This window comes from Virgibacillus siamensis, assembly GCF_900162695.1.
Lineage (GTDB): Bacteria > Bacillota > Bacilli > Bacillales > Amphibacillaceae > Lentibacillus > Lentibacillus siamensis_A.
The window spans coordinates 2,146,191-2,163,876 of sequence record NZ_FUIH01000007.1; the positions used below are offsets into that span (position 1 = coordinate 2,146,191).

The 17,686-nt window shown below is 45.6% G+C and carries 17 protein-coding genes; all 17 read right to left on the reverse strand.

Annotation, left to right across the window (positions count from 1 at the left end):
• Positions 1-221: 221 nt before the first annotated feature.
• Positions 222-1,418 carry a pyridoxal phosphate-dependent aminotransferase gene (locus B1K71_RS14535; RefSeq protein WP_077328289.1) on the reverse strand — a complete coding sequence of 399 codons (1,197 nt, stop codon included), beginning with the start codon at positions 1,416-1,418 and terminating at the stop codon, positions 222-224.
• Between the two features lie 57 nt (positions 1,419-1,475).
• Positions 1,476-2,438 (reverse strand): threonine ammonia-lyase, encoded by a 963-nt coding sequence (gene ilvA / locus B1K71_RS19950; protein ID WP_245799290.1) that lies wholly within the window; start codon positions 2,436-2,438, stop codon positions 1,476-1,478.
• Positions 2,439-2,468: 30 nt separating this feature from the next.
• On the reverse strand, positions 2,469-3,053 hold the full coding sequence (leuD, locus tag B1K71_RS19955; protein WP_077328291.1) for a 3-isopropylmalate dehydratase small subunit: 585 nt from the start codon (positions 3,051-3,053) through the stop codon (positions 2,469-2,471).
• Between the two features lie 12 nt (positions 3,054-3,065).
• Positions 3,066-4,472, reverse strand: coding sequence for a 3-isopropylmalate dehydratase large subunit (gene leuC, locus B1K71_RS14550; RefSeq protein WP_077328292.1), 1,407 nt, complete (start codon positions 4,470-4,472; stop codon positions 3,066-3,068).
• 21 nt (positions 4,473-4,493) lie between these two features.
• Positions 4,494-5,600 carry a 3-isopropylmalate dehydrogenase gene (gene leuB, locus B1K71_RS14555; protein ID WP_077328294.1) on the reverse strand — a complete coding sequence of 369 codons (1,107 nt, stop codon included), beginning with the start codon at positions 5,598-5,600 and terminating at the stop codon, positions 4,494-4,496.
• A gap of 1 nt (position 5,601) precedes the next feature.
• Entirely contained in the window at positions 5,602-7,158 is a 1,557-nt protein-coding gene (locus B1K71_RS14560) for a 2-isopropylmalate synthase (RefSeq protein ID WP_077328296.1), read from the reverse strand.
• Positions 7,145-8,188 (reverse strand): ketol-acid reductoisomerase, encoded by a 1,044-nt coding sequence (ilvC, locus tag B1K71_RS14565; protein ID WP_077328298.1) that lies wholly within the window; start codon positions 8,186-8,188, stop codon positions 7,145-7,147. The genes B1K71_RS14560 and ilvC overlap by 14 nt, the downstream gene beginning before the upstream one ends.
• On the reverse strand, positions 8,169-8,357 hold the full coding sequence (locus B1K71_RS14570) for a hypothetical protein (RefSeq protein ID WP_077328300.1): 189 nt from the start codon (positions 8,355-8,357) through the stop codon (positions 8,169-8,171). Before B1K71_RS14570 ends, ilvC begins: the two co-directional genes overlap by 20 nt.
• 30 nt (positions 8,358-8,387) lie before the next feature.
• Positions 8,388-8,906, reverse strand: coding sequence for an acetolactate synthase small subunit (gene ilvN, locus B1K71_RS14575; RefSeq protein ID WP_077328302.1), 519 nt, complete (start codon positions 8,904-8,906; stop codon positions 8,388-8,390).
• Positions 8,903-10,624 carry a biosynthetic-type acetolactate synthase large subunit gene (ilvB, locus tag B1K71_RS14580; protein ID WP_077328304.1) on the reverse strand — a complete coding sequence of 574 codons (1,722 nt, stop codon included), beginning with the start codon at positions 10,622-10,624 and terminating at the stop codon, positions 8,903-8,905. Before ilvB ends, ilvN begins: the two co-directional genes overlap by 4 nt.
• Before the next feature lie 145 nt (positions 10,625-10,769).
• On the reverse strand, positions 10,770-10,931 hold the full coding sequence (locus tag B1K71_RS19960) for a hypothetical protein (protein ID WP_175631921.1): 162 nt from the start codon (positions 10,929-10,931) through the stop codon (positions 10,770-10,772).
• Positions 10,932-11,223: 292 nt separating this feature from the next.
• Positions 11,224-12,903, reverse strand: a complete 1,680-nt coding sequence (gene ilvD / locus B1K71_RS14585; protein ID WP_077328306.1) for a dihydroxy-acid dehydratase — start codon at positions 12,901-12,903, stop codon at positions 11,224-11,226.
• Between the two features lie 24 nt (positions 12,904-12,927).
• On the reverse strand, positions 12,928-13,893 hold the full coding sequence (locus B1K71_RS14590; RefSeq protein ID WP_077328308.1) for a bile acid:sodium symporter family protein: 966 nt from the start codon (positions 13,891-13,893) through the stop codon (positions 12,928-12,930).
• A gap of 166 nt (positions 13,894-14,059) precedes the next feature.
• Entirely contained in the window at positions 14,060-14,845 is a 786-nt protein-coding gene (locus tag B1K71_RS14595) for a carbon-nitrogen family hydrolase (protein WP_077328310.1), read from the reverse strand.
• A 60-nt stretch (positions 14,846-14,905) separates the two neighbouring features.
• The gene (locus B1K71_RS14600; RefSeq protein WP_077328312.1) at positions 14,906-15,463 is read right to left on the reverse strand and encodes a helix-turn-helix domain-containing protein; all 558 of its coding nucleotides are present in this window, start codon (positions 15,461-15,463) and stop codon (positions 14,906-14,908) included.
• Positions 15,464-15,507: 44 nt separating this feature from the next.
• On the reverse strand, positions 15,508-16,410 hold the full coding sequence (locus B1K71_RS14605) for a hydroxymethylglutaryl-CoA lyase (RefSeq protein ID WP_077328314.1): 903 nt from the start codon (positions 16,408-16,410) through the stop codon (positions 15,508-15,510).
• Positions 16,411-16,412: 2 nt separating this feature from the next.
• Positions 16,413-17,675: a hydroxymethylglutaryl-CoA reductase, degradative gene (locus B1K71_RS14610; RefSeq protein ID WP_077328316.1), complete on the reverse strand. Its 1,263-nt coding sequence runs from the start codon at positions 17,673-17,675 to the stop codon at positions 16,413-16,415.
• Positions 17,676-17,686: the final 11 nt, after the last annotated feature.

Here is a 17,686-nt window from a genome sequence, read left to right on the forward strand (position 1 = left end):
GTTGAACCAATCGGGCTTGAACTGGCAGTTTCCTCGCGTTTTTTGACGAGGATTACTGCCGATATACTCACTCTTCTGTCGATATATCCACTATTCTACCGATATAAATACCCTTCTGGGCGCTGGAGGTGGACGTGGCTCATTTGGTAATCTAATTAATTAGACACAAGCATAAAGTCTTATAATTTACTACAGTAACAGCAAAAAAAGCAACCAGGCAATCATGCCTGGCTGCTTTCTTTATGAAATATTCCCAATCGGCCAATCCGGTCGACCGCTTCTTCCAGCCGCTCTTCATTATCAAGCAGCCCGACTCGGACATAACCTTCCCCTTTGGAACCAAAGCCATTTCCCGGTGCAACAACAACGTGCGCCTTTTCAAGCAAAAGGTCAGCAAATTCTTCGGACGAATAGCCTTCTGGAACGGGCAGCCATGCAAAGAAAGTTCCCTTGGGTGCCTCTGCTTTCCAGCCAATCCTATCAAGAGCCGCAACAAACCGCTGACGTCTGCTTGTATATGTATCCACTATTTCTTCAACGCCTGTCTGATCGCCAAGCAATGCCTCTGCGGCTGCTTCCTGTACTGCACCAAATAAGCTGACGTACAAGTGGTCCTGGATTAGTTCCAGACTTTCAATGACAGATGGATTACCGACAGCAAAAGCAATACGCCAGCCTGCCATACTATAAGCTTTTGACATCGTATAAATTTCAATACCAATATCCTTTGCTCCGTCCGACTGCAAAAAACTGACAGGCTTTTCATCTTCAAAGCCAATTGTTGCATAGGCAAAGTCATGTACAACGCAAATATCATGCTTTTTCGCCAATGCGGCTGTCTTATCAAAAAATTCCCTGTTCGCCGTTGCAGCAGTCGGATTGTTAGGGTAATTCAAAATCATTAATTTCGCACGTTCCAATTCATCTGCTGTCAGCTGTTCATAATCCGGCAAAAATTCATTTTGGGCAAGTAATGGCATAAAAGCTGCTTCTGCATCAGCCATTGCTGTACCCGACAAATAATCCGGATAACCCGGGTCCGGCATTAACGCCAGATCCCCCGGGTTTAATAAACACTGACTCATTTCAACAAGCCCGGATTTGGCACCGAACAAAACAGCAACTTCTGTCTCCGGATCAATGAACAGATTATACTCCCGTTTATAAAAATCCGCGGCAGCTTTTTTCAAGTACGGAAATCCGCGAAATGGTGTGTATTTGTGATTTATCGGCTTTCCGGCTGCAGCCTGCATTGTTTCTACGATATTTTCGGGTGTCGGCACATCCGGATTCCCCTGCCCAAGATTAATGACATCGTGCCCCTGTTTTACTTTTTCCTGTGCTTTTTTGACGAGCTTGGCAAAAAACTGTTCCGGTAATCGTTTCAGCATATCTGACTGTTCAAATTCTCTCAACATGCTCCCTCCCTGATTGTTTATCATATCGATGATGATCATCCTTGTAAAGATTACAAATCAGGAAGCAAATGCATTTTGACGTTGTGCCAGTTTCTGAATATCCGGCAGTCTGCCAATATCAAGATTACCTCCGCTTACAACAACACCGCAATGCCGTGAAGGGATCATATCATGGTATTTAAACAACGCTGCAAGGGATGCAGCACCGGCACCTTCGAGCAATGTCTTGTTCCGCTCCAGCATGTAAACAATCGCTGATGCAATTTCCTCATCATTTACGGTTACCATATCATCTACCACTTGACGAATAATAGGTAATGTGTGACTGCCCGGCTGCTTAACAGCAATTCCTTCAGCAATCGTGTCAACTTTGTTCAGGTGGTTGACTGAATTCTGATGAAAGCTGGAATACATGGCATCCGCACCAGCTGCCTGCACGCCGATTACCCGAATAGAACGATTGACATGCTTCACAGCAGTTGCGATTCCGCTGATCAGTCCACCACCACCGACAGGAACAATAATGGTGTCCAAACGATCTTCCTGCCGCAGCATTTCCATGGCGATTGTTCCCTGTCCTGCCATAATCGCTTCATCATCAAATGGATGAATATATGCTGCTCCTGTCTCCTTTTGTCGTTCGAGTGATGCTTCGTATGCCTCCTGAAATGACTCACCAATAAGCACAACCTCTGCCCCGTAGGATTTTGTTGCATTAACTTTGGCAAGTGGAGTCCCTTCTGCCATAAAAATGGTTGCATGTGCCCCAAGTCTTGCTGCTGCATATGCCACACCTTGTGCATGATTACCGGCCGAAGCGGTAATCACACCATTTTCCAGACGTTTCTTGGAGAGCTGCATCAATTTATATGTTGCACCTCTGAATTTAAAGGCTCCTGTTTTCTGCTGGTTTTCCATTTTAAAATGAACTTTTTTTCCTACCCGATTATTTGTTGTTGTTGAGGATAGTAATGGTGTACGGTGCACGAACGGTTCAAGTTGTTTCCATGCACGGTACACCGCCTCCCCTGTTAAGCAATTCCCAAGATTTTACACTCCTTTTGATTCATATGCGTGAATTTGTTCTTCCAGTTTCAATGTCAAAGCAATATCATCCCAGCCATTCATCAGCTTTTCCTTATTATATGGATCAATGGAAAATGAAATGACTTTTCCTTCATTATCCGTTATCTGCCCTTTTGCGAGATTCACTGTCAGCCTAAGGCCGGATGATTCCGCTTCTTCCATCCATTCGTTCACTTGGTCCGCATTCATTTGCACAGGAATAATCCCATTTTTTAATGCATTATTGTAAAAAATATCGGCAAAACTTGGTGCAATGATTACTTTAAAACCGTAATCGAGCAAAGACCATGGCGCATGCTCCCGAGATGAGCCACAGCCAAAGTTTTCACCCGCAATCAAAATAGAAGTTCCTGCAAACTGGGCTTTATTCAAATTAAAATCTGCACGTTCCTCACCAGCATCATCATACCGCCAGTTATAAAACAAAAACTGTCCAAAGCCGGTTCGTTCCACCCGTTTCAAAAATTGTTTCGGGATAATCTGGTCTGTATCGATATTGGACCGGTTAAGCGGCAATACGCTTCCTTCGTGTTTCTGAATTGCTTCCATGACTTCCACCTCCTATTGCAGAACTTCCGTATATTTACGAACATCCACAAAATGTCCTTCAATCGCTGCAGCTGCTGCCATTTCCGGGCTGACCAGATGGGTTCTGGCGCCATTACCCTGCCTGCCTTCAAAGTTACGGTTAGACGTGGAAGCGCATCGGCCGCCTGGCGGAACTACATCATCGTTCATCGCCAGACACATGCTGCACCCAGCTTCACGCCATTCAAATCCGGCAGCTTTAAAAATATCATCCAGCCCTTCTTCTTCCGCTTTTAATTTAACAAGGAATGAACCGGGAACAACGATTGCCCGCACATTCGGATTAACTTTTTTACCGCGGACAACTTCGGCAGCTTTCTGTAAGTCACCAAGCCTTGAATTGGTACAAGAGCCAATGAACACATGATCAATTTCAATCGATGTTATCGGCTGATTTTCCTCCAGTCCCATATAATAAAGAGCACGCTCAACATCTTCTTTATGATCAACTTCCTGAAGAGATGGTGTGGATCCGCTGACAGGTACACACATGCCCGGGTTCGTTCCCCAGGAAACCTGTGGCTCGACTTCCGCTCCATTAATGGTCACCGTCTGATCATATTCCGCACCCTCATCGGTTCTTAAGCTGAGCCATTCATCTGCAAGCACCTCGAATTCCTTGCCATCCGGTACATTCGCACGTCCGCGCAGGAATTCGACCGTTTTTTTATCCGGACTGATTAAACCGGCACGTGCCCCTGCTTCAATCGACATATTGCAGACTGTCATCCGACCTTCCATTGACAAGTTCCGGACCGCTTCACCGGTATATTCGATGACATGGCCGGTACCGAAACGAACGCCGAATTTTGCAATAATTGACAGAATCAAATCTTTGGCAGTTACGCCGGGACCAAGGTCACCATCGACATGCACATTCAGTGTTTTCGGGCGTTCCTGCCACAGCGTCTGGGTTGCCAGAACATGTTCCACTTCACTTGTTCCAATTCCAAACGCCAAGGCACCGAAAGCACCATGTGTTGATGTGTGACTGTCTCCGCAGACAATCGTTTTGCCTGGCTGTGTCAACCCCAGTTCCGGACCGATAACGTGAACAATTCCCTGTTCCGGATGGTGCATATCCGCCAATTTAATGCCAAAATCCATACAGTTCTTTTTCAATGTCTCCATTTGCTTGACAGAAATTTCATCTTTGATTGTGTCACGATTTTTCGTTGGCACATTATGATCCATTGTTGCATAAGTTAAATCCGGTCTGCGCACTTTTCGGTCATTCAAACGCAGTCCTTCAAATGCCTGTGGGGATGTAACTTCATGAACAAGGTGTAAATCAATGTACATCAGGTCCGGTTTTCCTTTTTCCTGATGGACCATGTGTTTATTCCATATCTTCTCAACAATTGTTTTCGGTTTAGTCAAGGTTATTTCCTCCTTTCTTTTTTAAAAGTACGAGCTGCAAATGCTGTCTGAAACACTTTTTGTTGTCAGATTATCAACGATTACTTCGGTTATTTCCGTCGTACCCACAAGCTTTCCGCCAAGATGATTCAAATCTGCTGTATGATACCCTTCATTCAATGTCCGGTTTACCGCGGCTTCAATTTCAGAAGCTTCTTCTTCCATACCGAATGAATGACGCAGCATCATAGCTGCAGATAAAATCATGCCAACCGGATTAGCCATCCCTTTTCCTGCAATATCCGGCGCTGAACCATGAACAGGTTCATACAAGCCAACACCATCAGAACGAAGACTTGCGGACGGCAGCATTCCAAGTGATCCGGTCAAAACAGAAGCTTCATCACTTAAAATATCACCGAACAGATTACCAGTAACAATAACATCAAAGTGGTCCGGATTTGTCACCAGCTTCATCGCCGCTGCATCAACAAGCATATGCTCAACCGTTACATCAGGGTAATCCTCTTTTTTTGCATCGATTACTTCACGCCACAACCGGCTTGATTCAAGCACGTTTGCTTTATCTACAGAAGTAACTTTCCCTTTACGCTTTTGAGCACTTTGAAATGCTTTTTCTGCAATGCGTTCTATTTCCCACCGTTCATAAGACAGTGTATCAACAGCAGCATTCCCGTTATTGCGTCGTTCACTTGGCTTGCCGAAGTATAATCCACCGGTCAATTCACGCATAATCAGAATATCGCTTCCGCTGATTACTTCTTCTTTCAATGGTGAAACATGTGCCAGTGCCGGAAAACTTTTAATCGGCCTCAGATTCGCAAACAGCCCAAGCTGCTTGCGGATACCAAGCAAACCTTTTTCAGGTCGCTTATGTGCCGGGAGTTTATCCCACTTTTTCCCGCCAACAGCACCAAGCAAAACAGCTTCGGCCTGCTGACAGGCTTTCAGTGTTTCATCCGGCAGCGGTGTATCATAACGGTCAATCGCATCTCCGCCTATCGCATGTTCATGAAAAGCAAAACTATGGCCAAATTCCGTAGCAATTGTATTCAACACAAATTTCGCTGACTCCATCACTTCTTTGCCAACACCATCTCCTGGCAGCAAAACAACCTGTTTGTTCATACTAAAATCCTCCTTTAGCAGCCGATTGCTTCGGCTTTGATTGGTGAAACTGAATCATATAGCGGTTCACCGCATTTAAAAATGCATTCGCTGACGCCTCAACGACATCCTGTGCTGTACCGCGGCCACTCATTGACTCACCATTAACGCTAAGCTGAACGTGTGACTCAGCAAGTGCATCCTTGCCGCTTCCAACCGAATTCAACTGATAATCGGTCAATTTCAATTCTTCATCTATTAAACTGTCAAGTGTATTGTACAAAGCTTCCACACTGCCCTGACCGGTTCGGGCTTCCTGTACAGTCTGGCCATCCGGCGTTGTCAAAGCGACTGTTGCTGTAGGAATGTTTGCCGTCCCGTATTGCACTTGAAACATATCAAGATGATACTTGGCAACACCTGCCTGATCCGTGCGAATTTCCATCAGAATCGTAAAAATATCATCATCAGTTACTTCTTTCTTCCGGTCTGTAAGTAATTTGAACTGTTTAAATGCCTTTTTCAGATTTTCTTCTGTAAGTTCAAACCCAAGCGACTGCACTTTGTCCTGGAATGCATGGCGTCCGGAATGCTTACCAAGAAACAGTGTATTCGACTGAACACCGACCATTTCCGGTGTAATAATTTCGTACGTTTCTTTGTTTTTCAAAACGCCATCCTGATGAATGCCTGATTCATGTGAAAATGCATTTCGTCCGACAACCGCCTTGTTTGCTTGCACATACATACCGGTTAATTTTGCAATCAGATCACTTGACCGCTTAATTTCATTCAATTTCAATCCGGTCCTGTACGGATAAAAGTCGGAACGGATTTTCAGTGCCACCGCAAGTTCTTCCAATGACGCATTACCTGCGCGTTCGCCAATTCCATTCACCGTTCCTTCCACCTGTGTCGCACCATTTTCCACCGCGGCGATTGAGTTGGCGACAGCCATCCCAAGATCGTTGTGACAATGGCAGGAAAGGTGAACCTTGTCGATGTTCGGCACATTTTCTTTCATATACTTGAACAGTTCCCCGTATTCTTTTGGAGTCGTATAACCGACTGTATCCGGCAAGTTAATAACGGTTGCACCGGCATCAATTACCTGTTCAATAATCTGAGCCAAAAAGTCCCAATCGGAGCGGGAGGCATCTTCTGCTGACCACTCCACTTGCGGGAATCGCTGCCGGGCATATTTGACAATCTCTGTTGCTGTTTCGATTACTTGCTCCGGTGTTTTCTTAAGCTTGTGTGTCATATGGATCGGTGACGTTGCGAGGAAGATGTGAATACACGGTTCTTCCGCATATTTTAATGCTTCCCAAGCTGTATCAACATCTGACTTCACCGCCCTTGCAAGCCCTGTTACCGATGTTCCTTTTACCGTTTCAGCAATTGCTTTTACTGCTTCAAAATCACCATTGGAGGAAGCAGGAAAGCCTGCCTCCATCCGGTCAATACCCAACCGTTCCAATTGTTTGGCGATTTCCAGCTTTTCCAGCTTATTCAGATTAACTCCAGGTGATTGTTCACCGTCTCTCAGTGTTGTATCAAAAATCTTAATTTGTGGCATGAACTTTCACATCCTTTTGTTTTTCTTCGTTAGCTTGCAATGGCTGTTGTACAAAAGGCATTAAGGCACGGAGCTCCTTTCCGACTTTTTCGATGAGATGAGTGTTTTCTTTTGCATTGGTTGCATGGAATTGCGGCCGGTTTGCTTTGTTCTCCAAAATCCATCCTTTAGCGAATTCACCGGAACGGATTTCTGAAAGAACTTCCTGCATCCGTTCCTTTGTCTCATCGTTGATAACCCGCGGTCCGGATACAAAGTCACCCCATTGAGCTGTATCGGAAATGGAGTAGCGCATATTCTCAAGTCCGCCTTCATAAAGCAAGTCGACGATCAGTTTCATTTCGTGCAAACATTCAAAGTATGCAACTTCCGGCTGATACCCTGCATCGGTCAGCGTTTCAAAGCCCGCTTTCACAAGGCTGGTCAGCCCGCCGCAAAGTACTGCCTGCTCCCCGAACAAATCGGTTTCGGTTTCTTCCTGAAATGATGTTTCCAATACACCTGCACGTGCTGCGCCGATTCCCTGAGCATAAGCAAGTGACAGTTCCTTTGCATTTCCGGTAACATCCTGACCGACACCATACAGTGCAGGTACACCGGCGCCTTCAGCGTATGTTCGGCGTACAAGATGCCCCGGTCCCTTTGGTGCTACAAGAAACACATCAACATCAGATGGAGGCACAACCTGATTGAAATGGATGTTGAACCCGTGTGCGAACGCGATTGCGCTTCCTGGTTTCAGGTTCGGTTTGATGCTCTCTTCATAAACAGTTGGCTGATGTTCATCCGGTAGCAGTACCATGACAACATCTGCCTCTTTAACTGCATCCGCAACCGCTTTGACGTTAAATCCGTCGTTCTCTGCTTTTTGCTGTGATTTTCCCGGTCTAAGCCCTACAACAACTTCATAACCGCTCTCTCTCAGGTTCAATGCGTGTGCATGCCCCTGTGAGCCGTACCCGACAACTGCAATTTTCTTTCCCTTCAATACCTCTTTGTTAATATCCTGATCATAGAGTACTTTTGCCATTTGAAACATCCTCCTTGTTTTGATTTAAGTTTTTATTTTGCAGCCCCTCGGAAATCGAGGCTGGTTTTGCTGGTTTATCAGTCAAAATCTCCCATTTATCAGTCAAGTCACTTACTTTATCAGTCAACGCTGCACTTTTATCAGCCAGTATGGCTATTTTATCAGTCAAACCGCTACGTTTATCGGTAACTTGCTGTTTTCACACTGGAAAAGCATTCATTTCGGTAACCTGCTGCGGCTGCTGTCCGCGTAAAAATGCGGTAACACCTGTTCGTGACAATTCTTTAATGCCATATGGGCGAAGCAATGAAATGAGCGCCTCCACTTTGTCCGGCTTGCCGGTCACTTGGATGGTCATGCTATCTTTTGATACATCAATGACCGTGGCACGGAATGGCGCGATAATTCCCTGAACTTCCGCCCGCAACTGCCCGCTTCCTTTTACTTTAATCAACGCCAATTCCCTGGCGACTATTGCTTTATCCGTAATATCCGAAACTTTCAGCACATCGATTTGTTTATGCAGTTGTTTTGTTAACTGCTCAAGTTTTTGATGGTCACCGACATCAACAACGAACGTCATTTTCGAAACACCTTCTGTTTCCGATGTACCGACTGAAATGCTCTCAATGTTGAACTGCCGTTTATGCAGCATCCCGGTTATCCGGTTAAGTACACCACCGCGGTTTTGAACTGTTGCACTAATAATCCGTTTCATCTTTTCACCCCTATCATTTCATGAATGCCCTTGCCAGGTGCAATCATCGGATATACCTTTTCGGACGGGATAACCCGAAAGTCGGCTACAACCGGACCATCGTGTGAGAACAGGTCTTTTAATACTTCTGTGACATCCGAATCTTTTTCTGCCCTTAATCCCTGGATTCCATAGCATTCTGCCAGTTTCACAAAATCAGGATTGAAAGACAAAATCGATTCCGAGTGACGGCCACCGTAAAAACTGCCTTGCCATTGCTTCACCATGCCGAGTGCCTGATTATTGACAATGATAACTTTCACAGGCAAGTTTCGTTCACTTACGACCGACAGTTCCTGACTTGTCATCTGGAATCCGCCGTCCCCGACGATTGCTACAACCAAATCATCCGGTGCGCCGAGCTGAGCACCGACAGCTGCCGGAAATCCAAATCCCATCGTTCCAAGGCCGCCTGAAGTTACCCAACGATTTGGCTGATCCATCGTGTAGTACTGTGCCGCCCACATCTGATGCTGCCCGACATCGGTTGTCACGATTGCCTTTCCCTCTGTCTGCCGATGAATTTCCTTTATCAGCCACTGTGGGGAAACTGCTTCATCCGAATGATCATACCAAAGCGGATATTCCGTTTTATTTGATGCTATTTGCTGCAGCCAGTTTTCCCGATTAATATCGGGTACTTGTTTTCCAAGCAGGACATTCAGTGCCTCCGCTGCATCAGCAACCACCGGAATTTCTGTTGCAACATTTTTGCCGATTTCAGCAGGATCAATATCGATATGCGCCACTTTCGCGTTTGGTGCGAAATGTTTCAAGTTTCCGGTCAAGCGGTCATCAAATCTGGCACCGATGTTGATCAGTAAGTCACTTTCATAGATTGCCATGTTAGCTGCATATGACCCGTGCATGCCTGCCATTCCCAGTGAAAGCGGTGCTGTGCCTGGAAATGTTCCAAGCCCAAGCAATGTTGTGGCTACCGGCAGCTGCCATTTTTCTGCAAATTGTTTTAATTCCTGTGATGCTCCAGCGAACTGTACACCGGCACCAGCCACAACAACTGGTTTTTCTGACCGTTTCAACGCATCGGACAACTTTTCAACCTGAAGCGGATTCGGAATCTTCGTCGGTTTGTATCCCGGCAATTGAAATTCGCTGGAAAACTTTCGTGTTGATAATTTTGCCGAAATGTCTTTTGGAATATCGACAACAACCGGACCCGGCCGCCCTGTTGAAGCAATATGAAATGCTTCTTTGACGATACGCGGCAGTGATGCCAATTCCTTAACCTGGTAGTTATATTTGGTGATCGGAGTCGTAATCCCCAGAACATCTGATTCCTGAAATGCATCGGTACCAATGACCCCGGTTGCCACCTGTCCGGTAAAAATAACGAGCGGTAACGAATCCATCATCGCATCGGTAATACCGGTAATCAGATTCGTCGCCCCCGGACCTGATGTTGCAATGACAACACCAGGCTTCCCGGTGACCCGTGCATATCCCTCAGCGGCATGAATCATGCCTTGCTCATGTCTGCAAAGGATATGTTCAAACGATGCATTGCTGCGGTACAAAGCATCATAAATCGGGAGTACTGCACCGCCAGGGTATCCGAAAATCGTGTCGGTCCCTGCCTCCACAAGAGATTCAATAAGCACATCAGCACCTGTCACTTTCTCAGTTGCAAATTCCATTTCAGGTTTCGTCTCCACTTTCACTTCTGCACGCCTCCTTCAACAATTTTTCAATCAAAAAAAGACCCTTCTCTCCACATACACCCGCCCATCAGGGAGAATGTTTGGGGAGAAAAGGATCTCTTTTCACGGTACCACCCATGTTTGCAGTATCCTCACGAACACTGCCTCACCAGGCTGTCAGCCAGCCTTTTTTGATAACAGGTATTCCGTGGAATACCCGGCAGCACCTAATTGGAATTAAGTTTCCGTTCAGTACTGCACTCAGGGACGATGTCAGAACATCATGCACTTCCGGGCTTCCAGCAACCCCGGCTCTCTGTGAATGCATGGAATATGCTCCTTTATTCCCATCATCGAATTAATTATTTAAAGTGATCTTCAAGAGTCTGAAAATTTTATATTGCCGATAATGTTATAATGTTTTTGCGGAAAGGTCAACAGTTTTTTAAAAGTTTTTTGATACTTTCAATAAGTTAAAAAGTTTGAATGCGTTTACAACCCTGCCATGCGAAGAAAAACACTTTATATTACATTTCTGTTACAACCAGCCCCGCACAACAGCCCTCAACCCAAAAAATTCGGGTGGTGCCAGGCACCATCCGAATTTTGTCAAACATAATTTATTTGAAGTCGGTGACTGCGCCTTTGGAGGAGCAGGATACCGTGTGGGCATATTTGCCGAGCACACCTTTTTTGTACAATGGCGGTGCAGTCCATTCTTTTTTCCGTCGTTCCAATTCTTCATCGGAAACGTCCATCGAAATTTCTTTCAGGTCAGAATCAATGGTGACCATATCACCTTCCCGTAAATACGCAACCGGGCCGCCATCCTGGGCTTCCGGGGCCATGTGACCAACGACAAGTCCATGGGTCCCGCCTGAAAAACGCCCATCTGTCAGCAGTGCAACCTTTTCACCAAGTCCTTTTCCAACAAGCAGACTGGAAATCGACAGCATCTCAGGCATACCCGGACCGCCTTTCGGACCAACATAACGGATGACAAGTACGTCGCCTTCTTTAATTTTATTTTCACCAACCGCTGCAGCCGCCTCATTTTCTGTATCAAACACTTTGGCCGGACCGGTGTGATGGCTTACTTTTACCCCGGACACTTTTGCCACTGCTCCCCGTGGTGCAAGATTTCCCTTCAGAACGATTAACGGACCATCCACCCGTTTCGGATCACTCAAAGGCATGATGACTTTTTGGTCTTCATAGAGCGCCGGTGCCTCTGCCAGATTTTCAGCTACTGTTTTTCCAGTAACTGTCAAACAGTCTCCATGCAAATAGCCTTCCTCAAGAAGAAGTTTCATTACGGCTTGCACACCGCCAACATTGTGCAGATCCTGCATGACATATCTGCCGCTTGGTTTCATATCAGCCAAATGTGGTACCTTTTGCTGCATCCGGTTAAAATCATCAATCGTCAAATCCACGTCTGCTGCATGGGCGATTGCAAGAAGATGCAGTATCGCATTCGTCGATCCACCCAAAGCCATGACAACAGTAATCGCATTTTCAAATGCCTCTTTTGTCATGATGTCTTTCGGGTAAATGCCTTTTTCCAGCAAATGATAAACCGCCTGTCCCGCTTTTTCACAATCTGCTGCCTTTTCCTTCGATTCGGCGGGATTTGATGAACTGCCGGGCAGACTCATCCCCATCGCTTCCATCGCGGATGCCATTGTGTTTGCTGTATACATTCCGCCGCAAGCGCCTGCACCGGGACATGCATGGCACTCAATGCCTTTCAGTTCCTGGTCATCAATGTCTCCGTTATTATGCTTTCCAACACCTTCAAACACCGATACAAGATCGATGTCTTTTCCCTTATAGGATCCGGGTGAAATGGTGCCGCCGTAAACAAACACAGCTGGAACATCACTGTTGGCAATCGCAATCATGCAGCCTGGAATATTTTTATCACAAGCACCGATCGCGACCAATGCATCAAGATTTTCTGCACCAACAACCGCTTCAATCGAATCACCAATCAGATCACGGCTTGGCAGTGAATACCGCATTCCCTGCGTCCCCATTGAAATACCGTCAGAAACGGTAATTGTATTGAACATGAACGGAACACCGCCAGCTTCTTTTGCCCCTCTCTTGGAGTTTGCTGCAAGATCATTCAGGTGGATATTACATGGGGTAACCTCACTCCAAGTGCTGGCAACCCCAATCATCGGTTTCTTGAAATCATCATCGGTCACACCGACTGCCCGCAACATTGCACGGTTCGGCGCTCTAAGGGAACTTTCAGTGAATACATTACTTTTTATGCGTAAATCTTTCGTCATTCTCTATCATCCTCTCTTTTTCTATCAGACAACTTTTTTATTATCTTCCCCTGCTTTTCCGGACGTTTCATGCTGTTTTCCCCACCATGTAGCTAGTATGGGCCCGGAAATATTATGCCAGACACTGAATATTGCGCTCGGCACAGCTGTGATTGGGGCAAAATGCGCCACTGCCAGCGTTGAACCAAGCCCGGAATTTTGCATGCCAACTTCAATCGACAATGCCTTTTGATCGGCAAAATCAAATTTAAATAGCCTGGCCACCAAAAATCCAATCAAAAGTCCTAATACATTGTGCAGCACAACCACGGAAAAAATAAGCAGTCCTGTTGTGGCAATGTTTTCTGTATTCAATGCGACAACAGCAGATGCTACCGCAACAATTCCGATAACGGAAACAAGCGGGAGTACTTTAATGCTTTTTTCGACCTGTTTCTGGAATAAAAGTCGAATGACAATACCAAGCGCGATTGGCACCAGGACTATTTTCACAATCGATAGAAACATGGATCCCGCCGATACAGGGAGCCAATGGCTTGCAAATAATAGTGTCAGTGCCGGTGTCAAAATTGGTGCCAGCACGGTGGATACCGCCGTAACAGAAACCGACAACGCAGTATTTCCCTTGGCCAGAAATGTCATCACATTTGATGCCGTTCCGCCCGGACAACAGCCGACAAGAATAACGCCGACAGCAACTTCCGGCGGCAACTGGAATAACGTTGCCAATCCATAAGCAAGGAGCGGCATGATGGTATACTGCATCACCACTCCAGCCAGAACGACTTTCGGTGCCTTGAACACTCGCTTAAAGTCATCCAGCGATAGTGTCAGCCCCATTCCAAACATGATGATGCCAAGAAGGAGTGCTATATATGGAGCAATCCATGTGAAACCTCCTGGAAAAAAGAAACTGAGCGCCCCGAACAAAATGACCCAAAAGGCGAATGAGTTTCCTGCAAATGTACTGATTTTTTCAAGTACTTTCATGATGTTACCTCCCCCGCTAAGTTTAGAACAACTAATATTCGAATAATTTAATATAAAATTCTACCACTATCAGTCAAACTTGAAAAGCTATTTTTTCAAAAAAATTAGCAGGTGCAGTCGGTTCAACCGGCGACACCTGCTTGTCTGCTAGATTTCAAGCGGATTTTCAGTAAAATTTTGGAACCCTGCAGGAAAAAACAGGGACATCTGCTCTGACCTTTTTGGTAATGTCCAGCGAAATGGAACTGCTAATGGTTTGCTCCGTCAATCCATCCCCTTCTGCCTGGACGGTTCCCCATGGGTCAATTACCATCGAAGTACCGGCATATTCCACCCCATTATATGCTCCGATACTATTGCTCGATACAATAAACATTTGATTTTCGATTGCCCGTGCCAGCTGCAAAACCCGCCAATGCTCTTTTCTGGCAGTCGGCCATTCAGCAACAACATGAACAACTTGCGCACCGTCAAGCGCCAGTTTCCGCATCAATTCGGGAAAGCGAAGGTCATAGCAAATAATCAGGCCCATTTTAACACCGTCAAGCTCAAAAACTTCAGCGTGATTTTCTCCGCCAGTGAGGTATTTCGGTTCATCGAGCATCGGGACAAGATGAATTTTATCATAACGATAAATGGCCATACCGCTTCGGTCTATCGCAATACTGGAATTATAAATTTTCCCCTCTTTACGGTTTGCAAAGGATCCGCCAATAATATTAACCTCATATTTTTTGGCCAGATTGCATAAAAAACTGCTTGTGGGTTCTCCGTCATTGTCCGCATAATCCGGGAGCTCAGGCAATGTATAACCCGTCGTCCACATTTCCGGAAGCACAACAATATCCGGTTGCTCAAGCTTCACTGCCCGCTCCAGCCAGGCTGCAACCTTCCCCCTGTTAGCAGCAGGATCCCCGGGAATCACGTCCATTTGATAGATACTGTACCTCATCCAAAATCCCTCCAACACAAACATTTTTCGACAAAATTCAGGTGGTGCCAGGAACCTAAGTTAGTCAATAAAAACAGTCAGTACTTTAGCCGGTGCGTTATCCACAGGTACAAACAGATGCGGTTTTTCACCTCTAAAATATGCACTGTCGTCTTGTTCCATAAAGTGTTTGGTTCCGTCATAGTACAAATAGATGGAGCCTTCAAGAATGTAGATGAATTCATCCTGTGTATGTGTATACGCAGCATGCCGTACATTCGTATCCTTTGGAGTTACATGCACAATTGTCGGCTCAATCCCGGTGAACTGTGAACGGTTAGCGAGCAGTTCATACGAGTACCCCATATTTTCATCCCCGACTCTGGATGGACGCTCTTTCTTATGAAGCAGCACAAGATCCTTATCTTCCTTGTCATCAAGAATCCACGTCAGCGGTACATTCAGCGAATCACTGATTTTGGAAAGCGTTGCAATCGCAGAAGATGTTTGACCATTTTCAATTTTGGAAAGTAAACTTTTGGAAATGTCGCACTCATCCGCTACCTGCTGTTGCGTTTTCTTTTGCTTCAATCGTAATTGTTTGATCTTTTTTCCGATATAATCCAGCTTGATTGCAATCCTCTCCTATAAAGCAGGAAGCATTTAACAGTTTTTCACATGACTTATTTGGCACTGGCATATGCCAGTGACTTACTTGGCAATTCTTTACCAAGTTTATTCTGAATGAAAAATGCTGCTTCCTCGATTTTACGTTCATTGATACCTGTATTTATGCCAAGCCCGTGTAATAAATATAATACATCATTTGTCGCCACATTTCCTGCAGCCCCCGGGGCATATGGACATCCTCCCAGTCCGCCGACTGCACTGTCAAACCGGGTGATGCCATATCGGAGTGACGTCATAATATTGGCGATTGCCATGCCCCTTGTATTGTGAAAATGCATAATGATTTTATCTTCCGGAAAACGGGCGAGTACTTTTTCCAGCAATGCTTCCACCTGCGACGGAACCGCTGAGCCGATTGTGTCCCCAAGTGAAATATTATCTGCGCCATATTCAAAAAGCTGATCACAAACACGGATTACCTGTTCCGGGCTGACTTTTCCTTCATACGGACAGTCAAACACTGTTGAAACATAGCCGGTCACACGTTTTCCCGCTTTTTTTGATGCATGAATCACTTCACCCAAAACCGGATACGTTTCGTTAATTGATTTGTTGATATTATTCCTGTTATGCGTTTCACTCGCTGACATAAATACGGAAGATCCGTCAATATCGGCCTCCAAAGCATACTCCAGCCCTTTCATATTCGGGACAAGTGCTGAGTAAGAGACATCCGGATTACGCGTTATCCGTCTGCCAAGTTCACGTGCATCAGCTAATGCAGGAATCCATTTCGGATTAACAAAAGATGAAATTTCAATCTCCTTCACGCCCGATTCGGAAAGTTTATTAACCCAGTCAACTTTATCCTCCGTTGGGATCCACGTTTTCTCGTTTTGCAGTCCATCCCTCGGACCGACCTCTTTAAGTTGAACATATTTTGGCCATTGTACCATATTTATTCCTCCTCGTTTAGTGACTGAATAATTTCCTTAATATCATCAAATCCATATTTACCTTGTTCAGATGCTATTCTGACCACATCATCAATCTGGTTCGTTTTTGCCCCTGCCATCGAAGCCATGTTTCTTGCGTGCAGTTTCATATGTCCCTTTTGAATACCATCGCCCGCCAATGCTTTTAAGGCAGCAAAATTTTGTGCCAGCCCCACCGATGCAATAATGCCTGCGAGTTGTTCGGCTGTTTTAGCCCGTAATATTTTAGCTGACAGTTTTGCCACCGGATGGGATTGGGTTGCACCGCCAATCAAACCGACTGCAAGCGGTATTTCGATTGTTCCGGATAACGAGTCTCCCTCCCGTTCCCACTGTGTCAGCGCTTGATATCGTCCTGACACTGATGCATATGCATGTGCACCTGCCTCAATTGCTCGTGTATCATTTCCCGTAGCAAGTACAACCGCGGAAATGCCGTTCATGATTCCTTTATTGTGTGTAGCGGCACGATACGGATCAGCCACCGCTAACTCGCAGGCACTTAAAAACGTTGCCATTTTCGTTTCATCACCCTGAAACGGATTATGAAATGTTGCCCTGGCACGTACTAGCCGCTTATCAGCCAGATTGGATAAAATTCGCAGCACAACGTTACCACCGGTTATTTTTTCCACCATTGGTGTTGCTGCTTCAGCCATCGTATTTACTGCATTGGCACCCATCGCATCTTTCGTGTCAATGAGCAAATGGATGACAACCATCTTTTCACTGCTTCCCTGGATGACCTGTACATCAAGATCTTTGGCACCGCCCCCGAATGATACAAGGGTCTGATCCATTTTGTTGCACAATTCAAGGATATCTTCTTTGTTTTCGTATACCTTTGCCATTGCTGCGTATGGATTCTTCAAATTGGTAACCTGGATTTGTCCTCGCATAATCGATCCGGAGTATGATGTTGAAAACCCGTTCGTATCATACGTAAACTTTGCTGCATGGCTTGCTGCTGCAATCACTGAAGGTTCTTCCGTTGCCATTGGAATAAACAAATCTTCCCCATCCACTCTAAAATTAACCGCAACTCCAAGTGGAACCGGCAAACAGCCAATCACATTTTCCACCATCCGGTCAGCATCTTCTGCGGTAAATCTATGTTTTCCACTGATCAATTTTTTCTCATTCTCTGTCAAGCCAAGATGTCCCGCTATCATTTCCAGTCTCTGTTCCGGTGACAGTTTGTAAAAACCAGGCACACGTGACGTCACAACAATCCCTC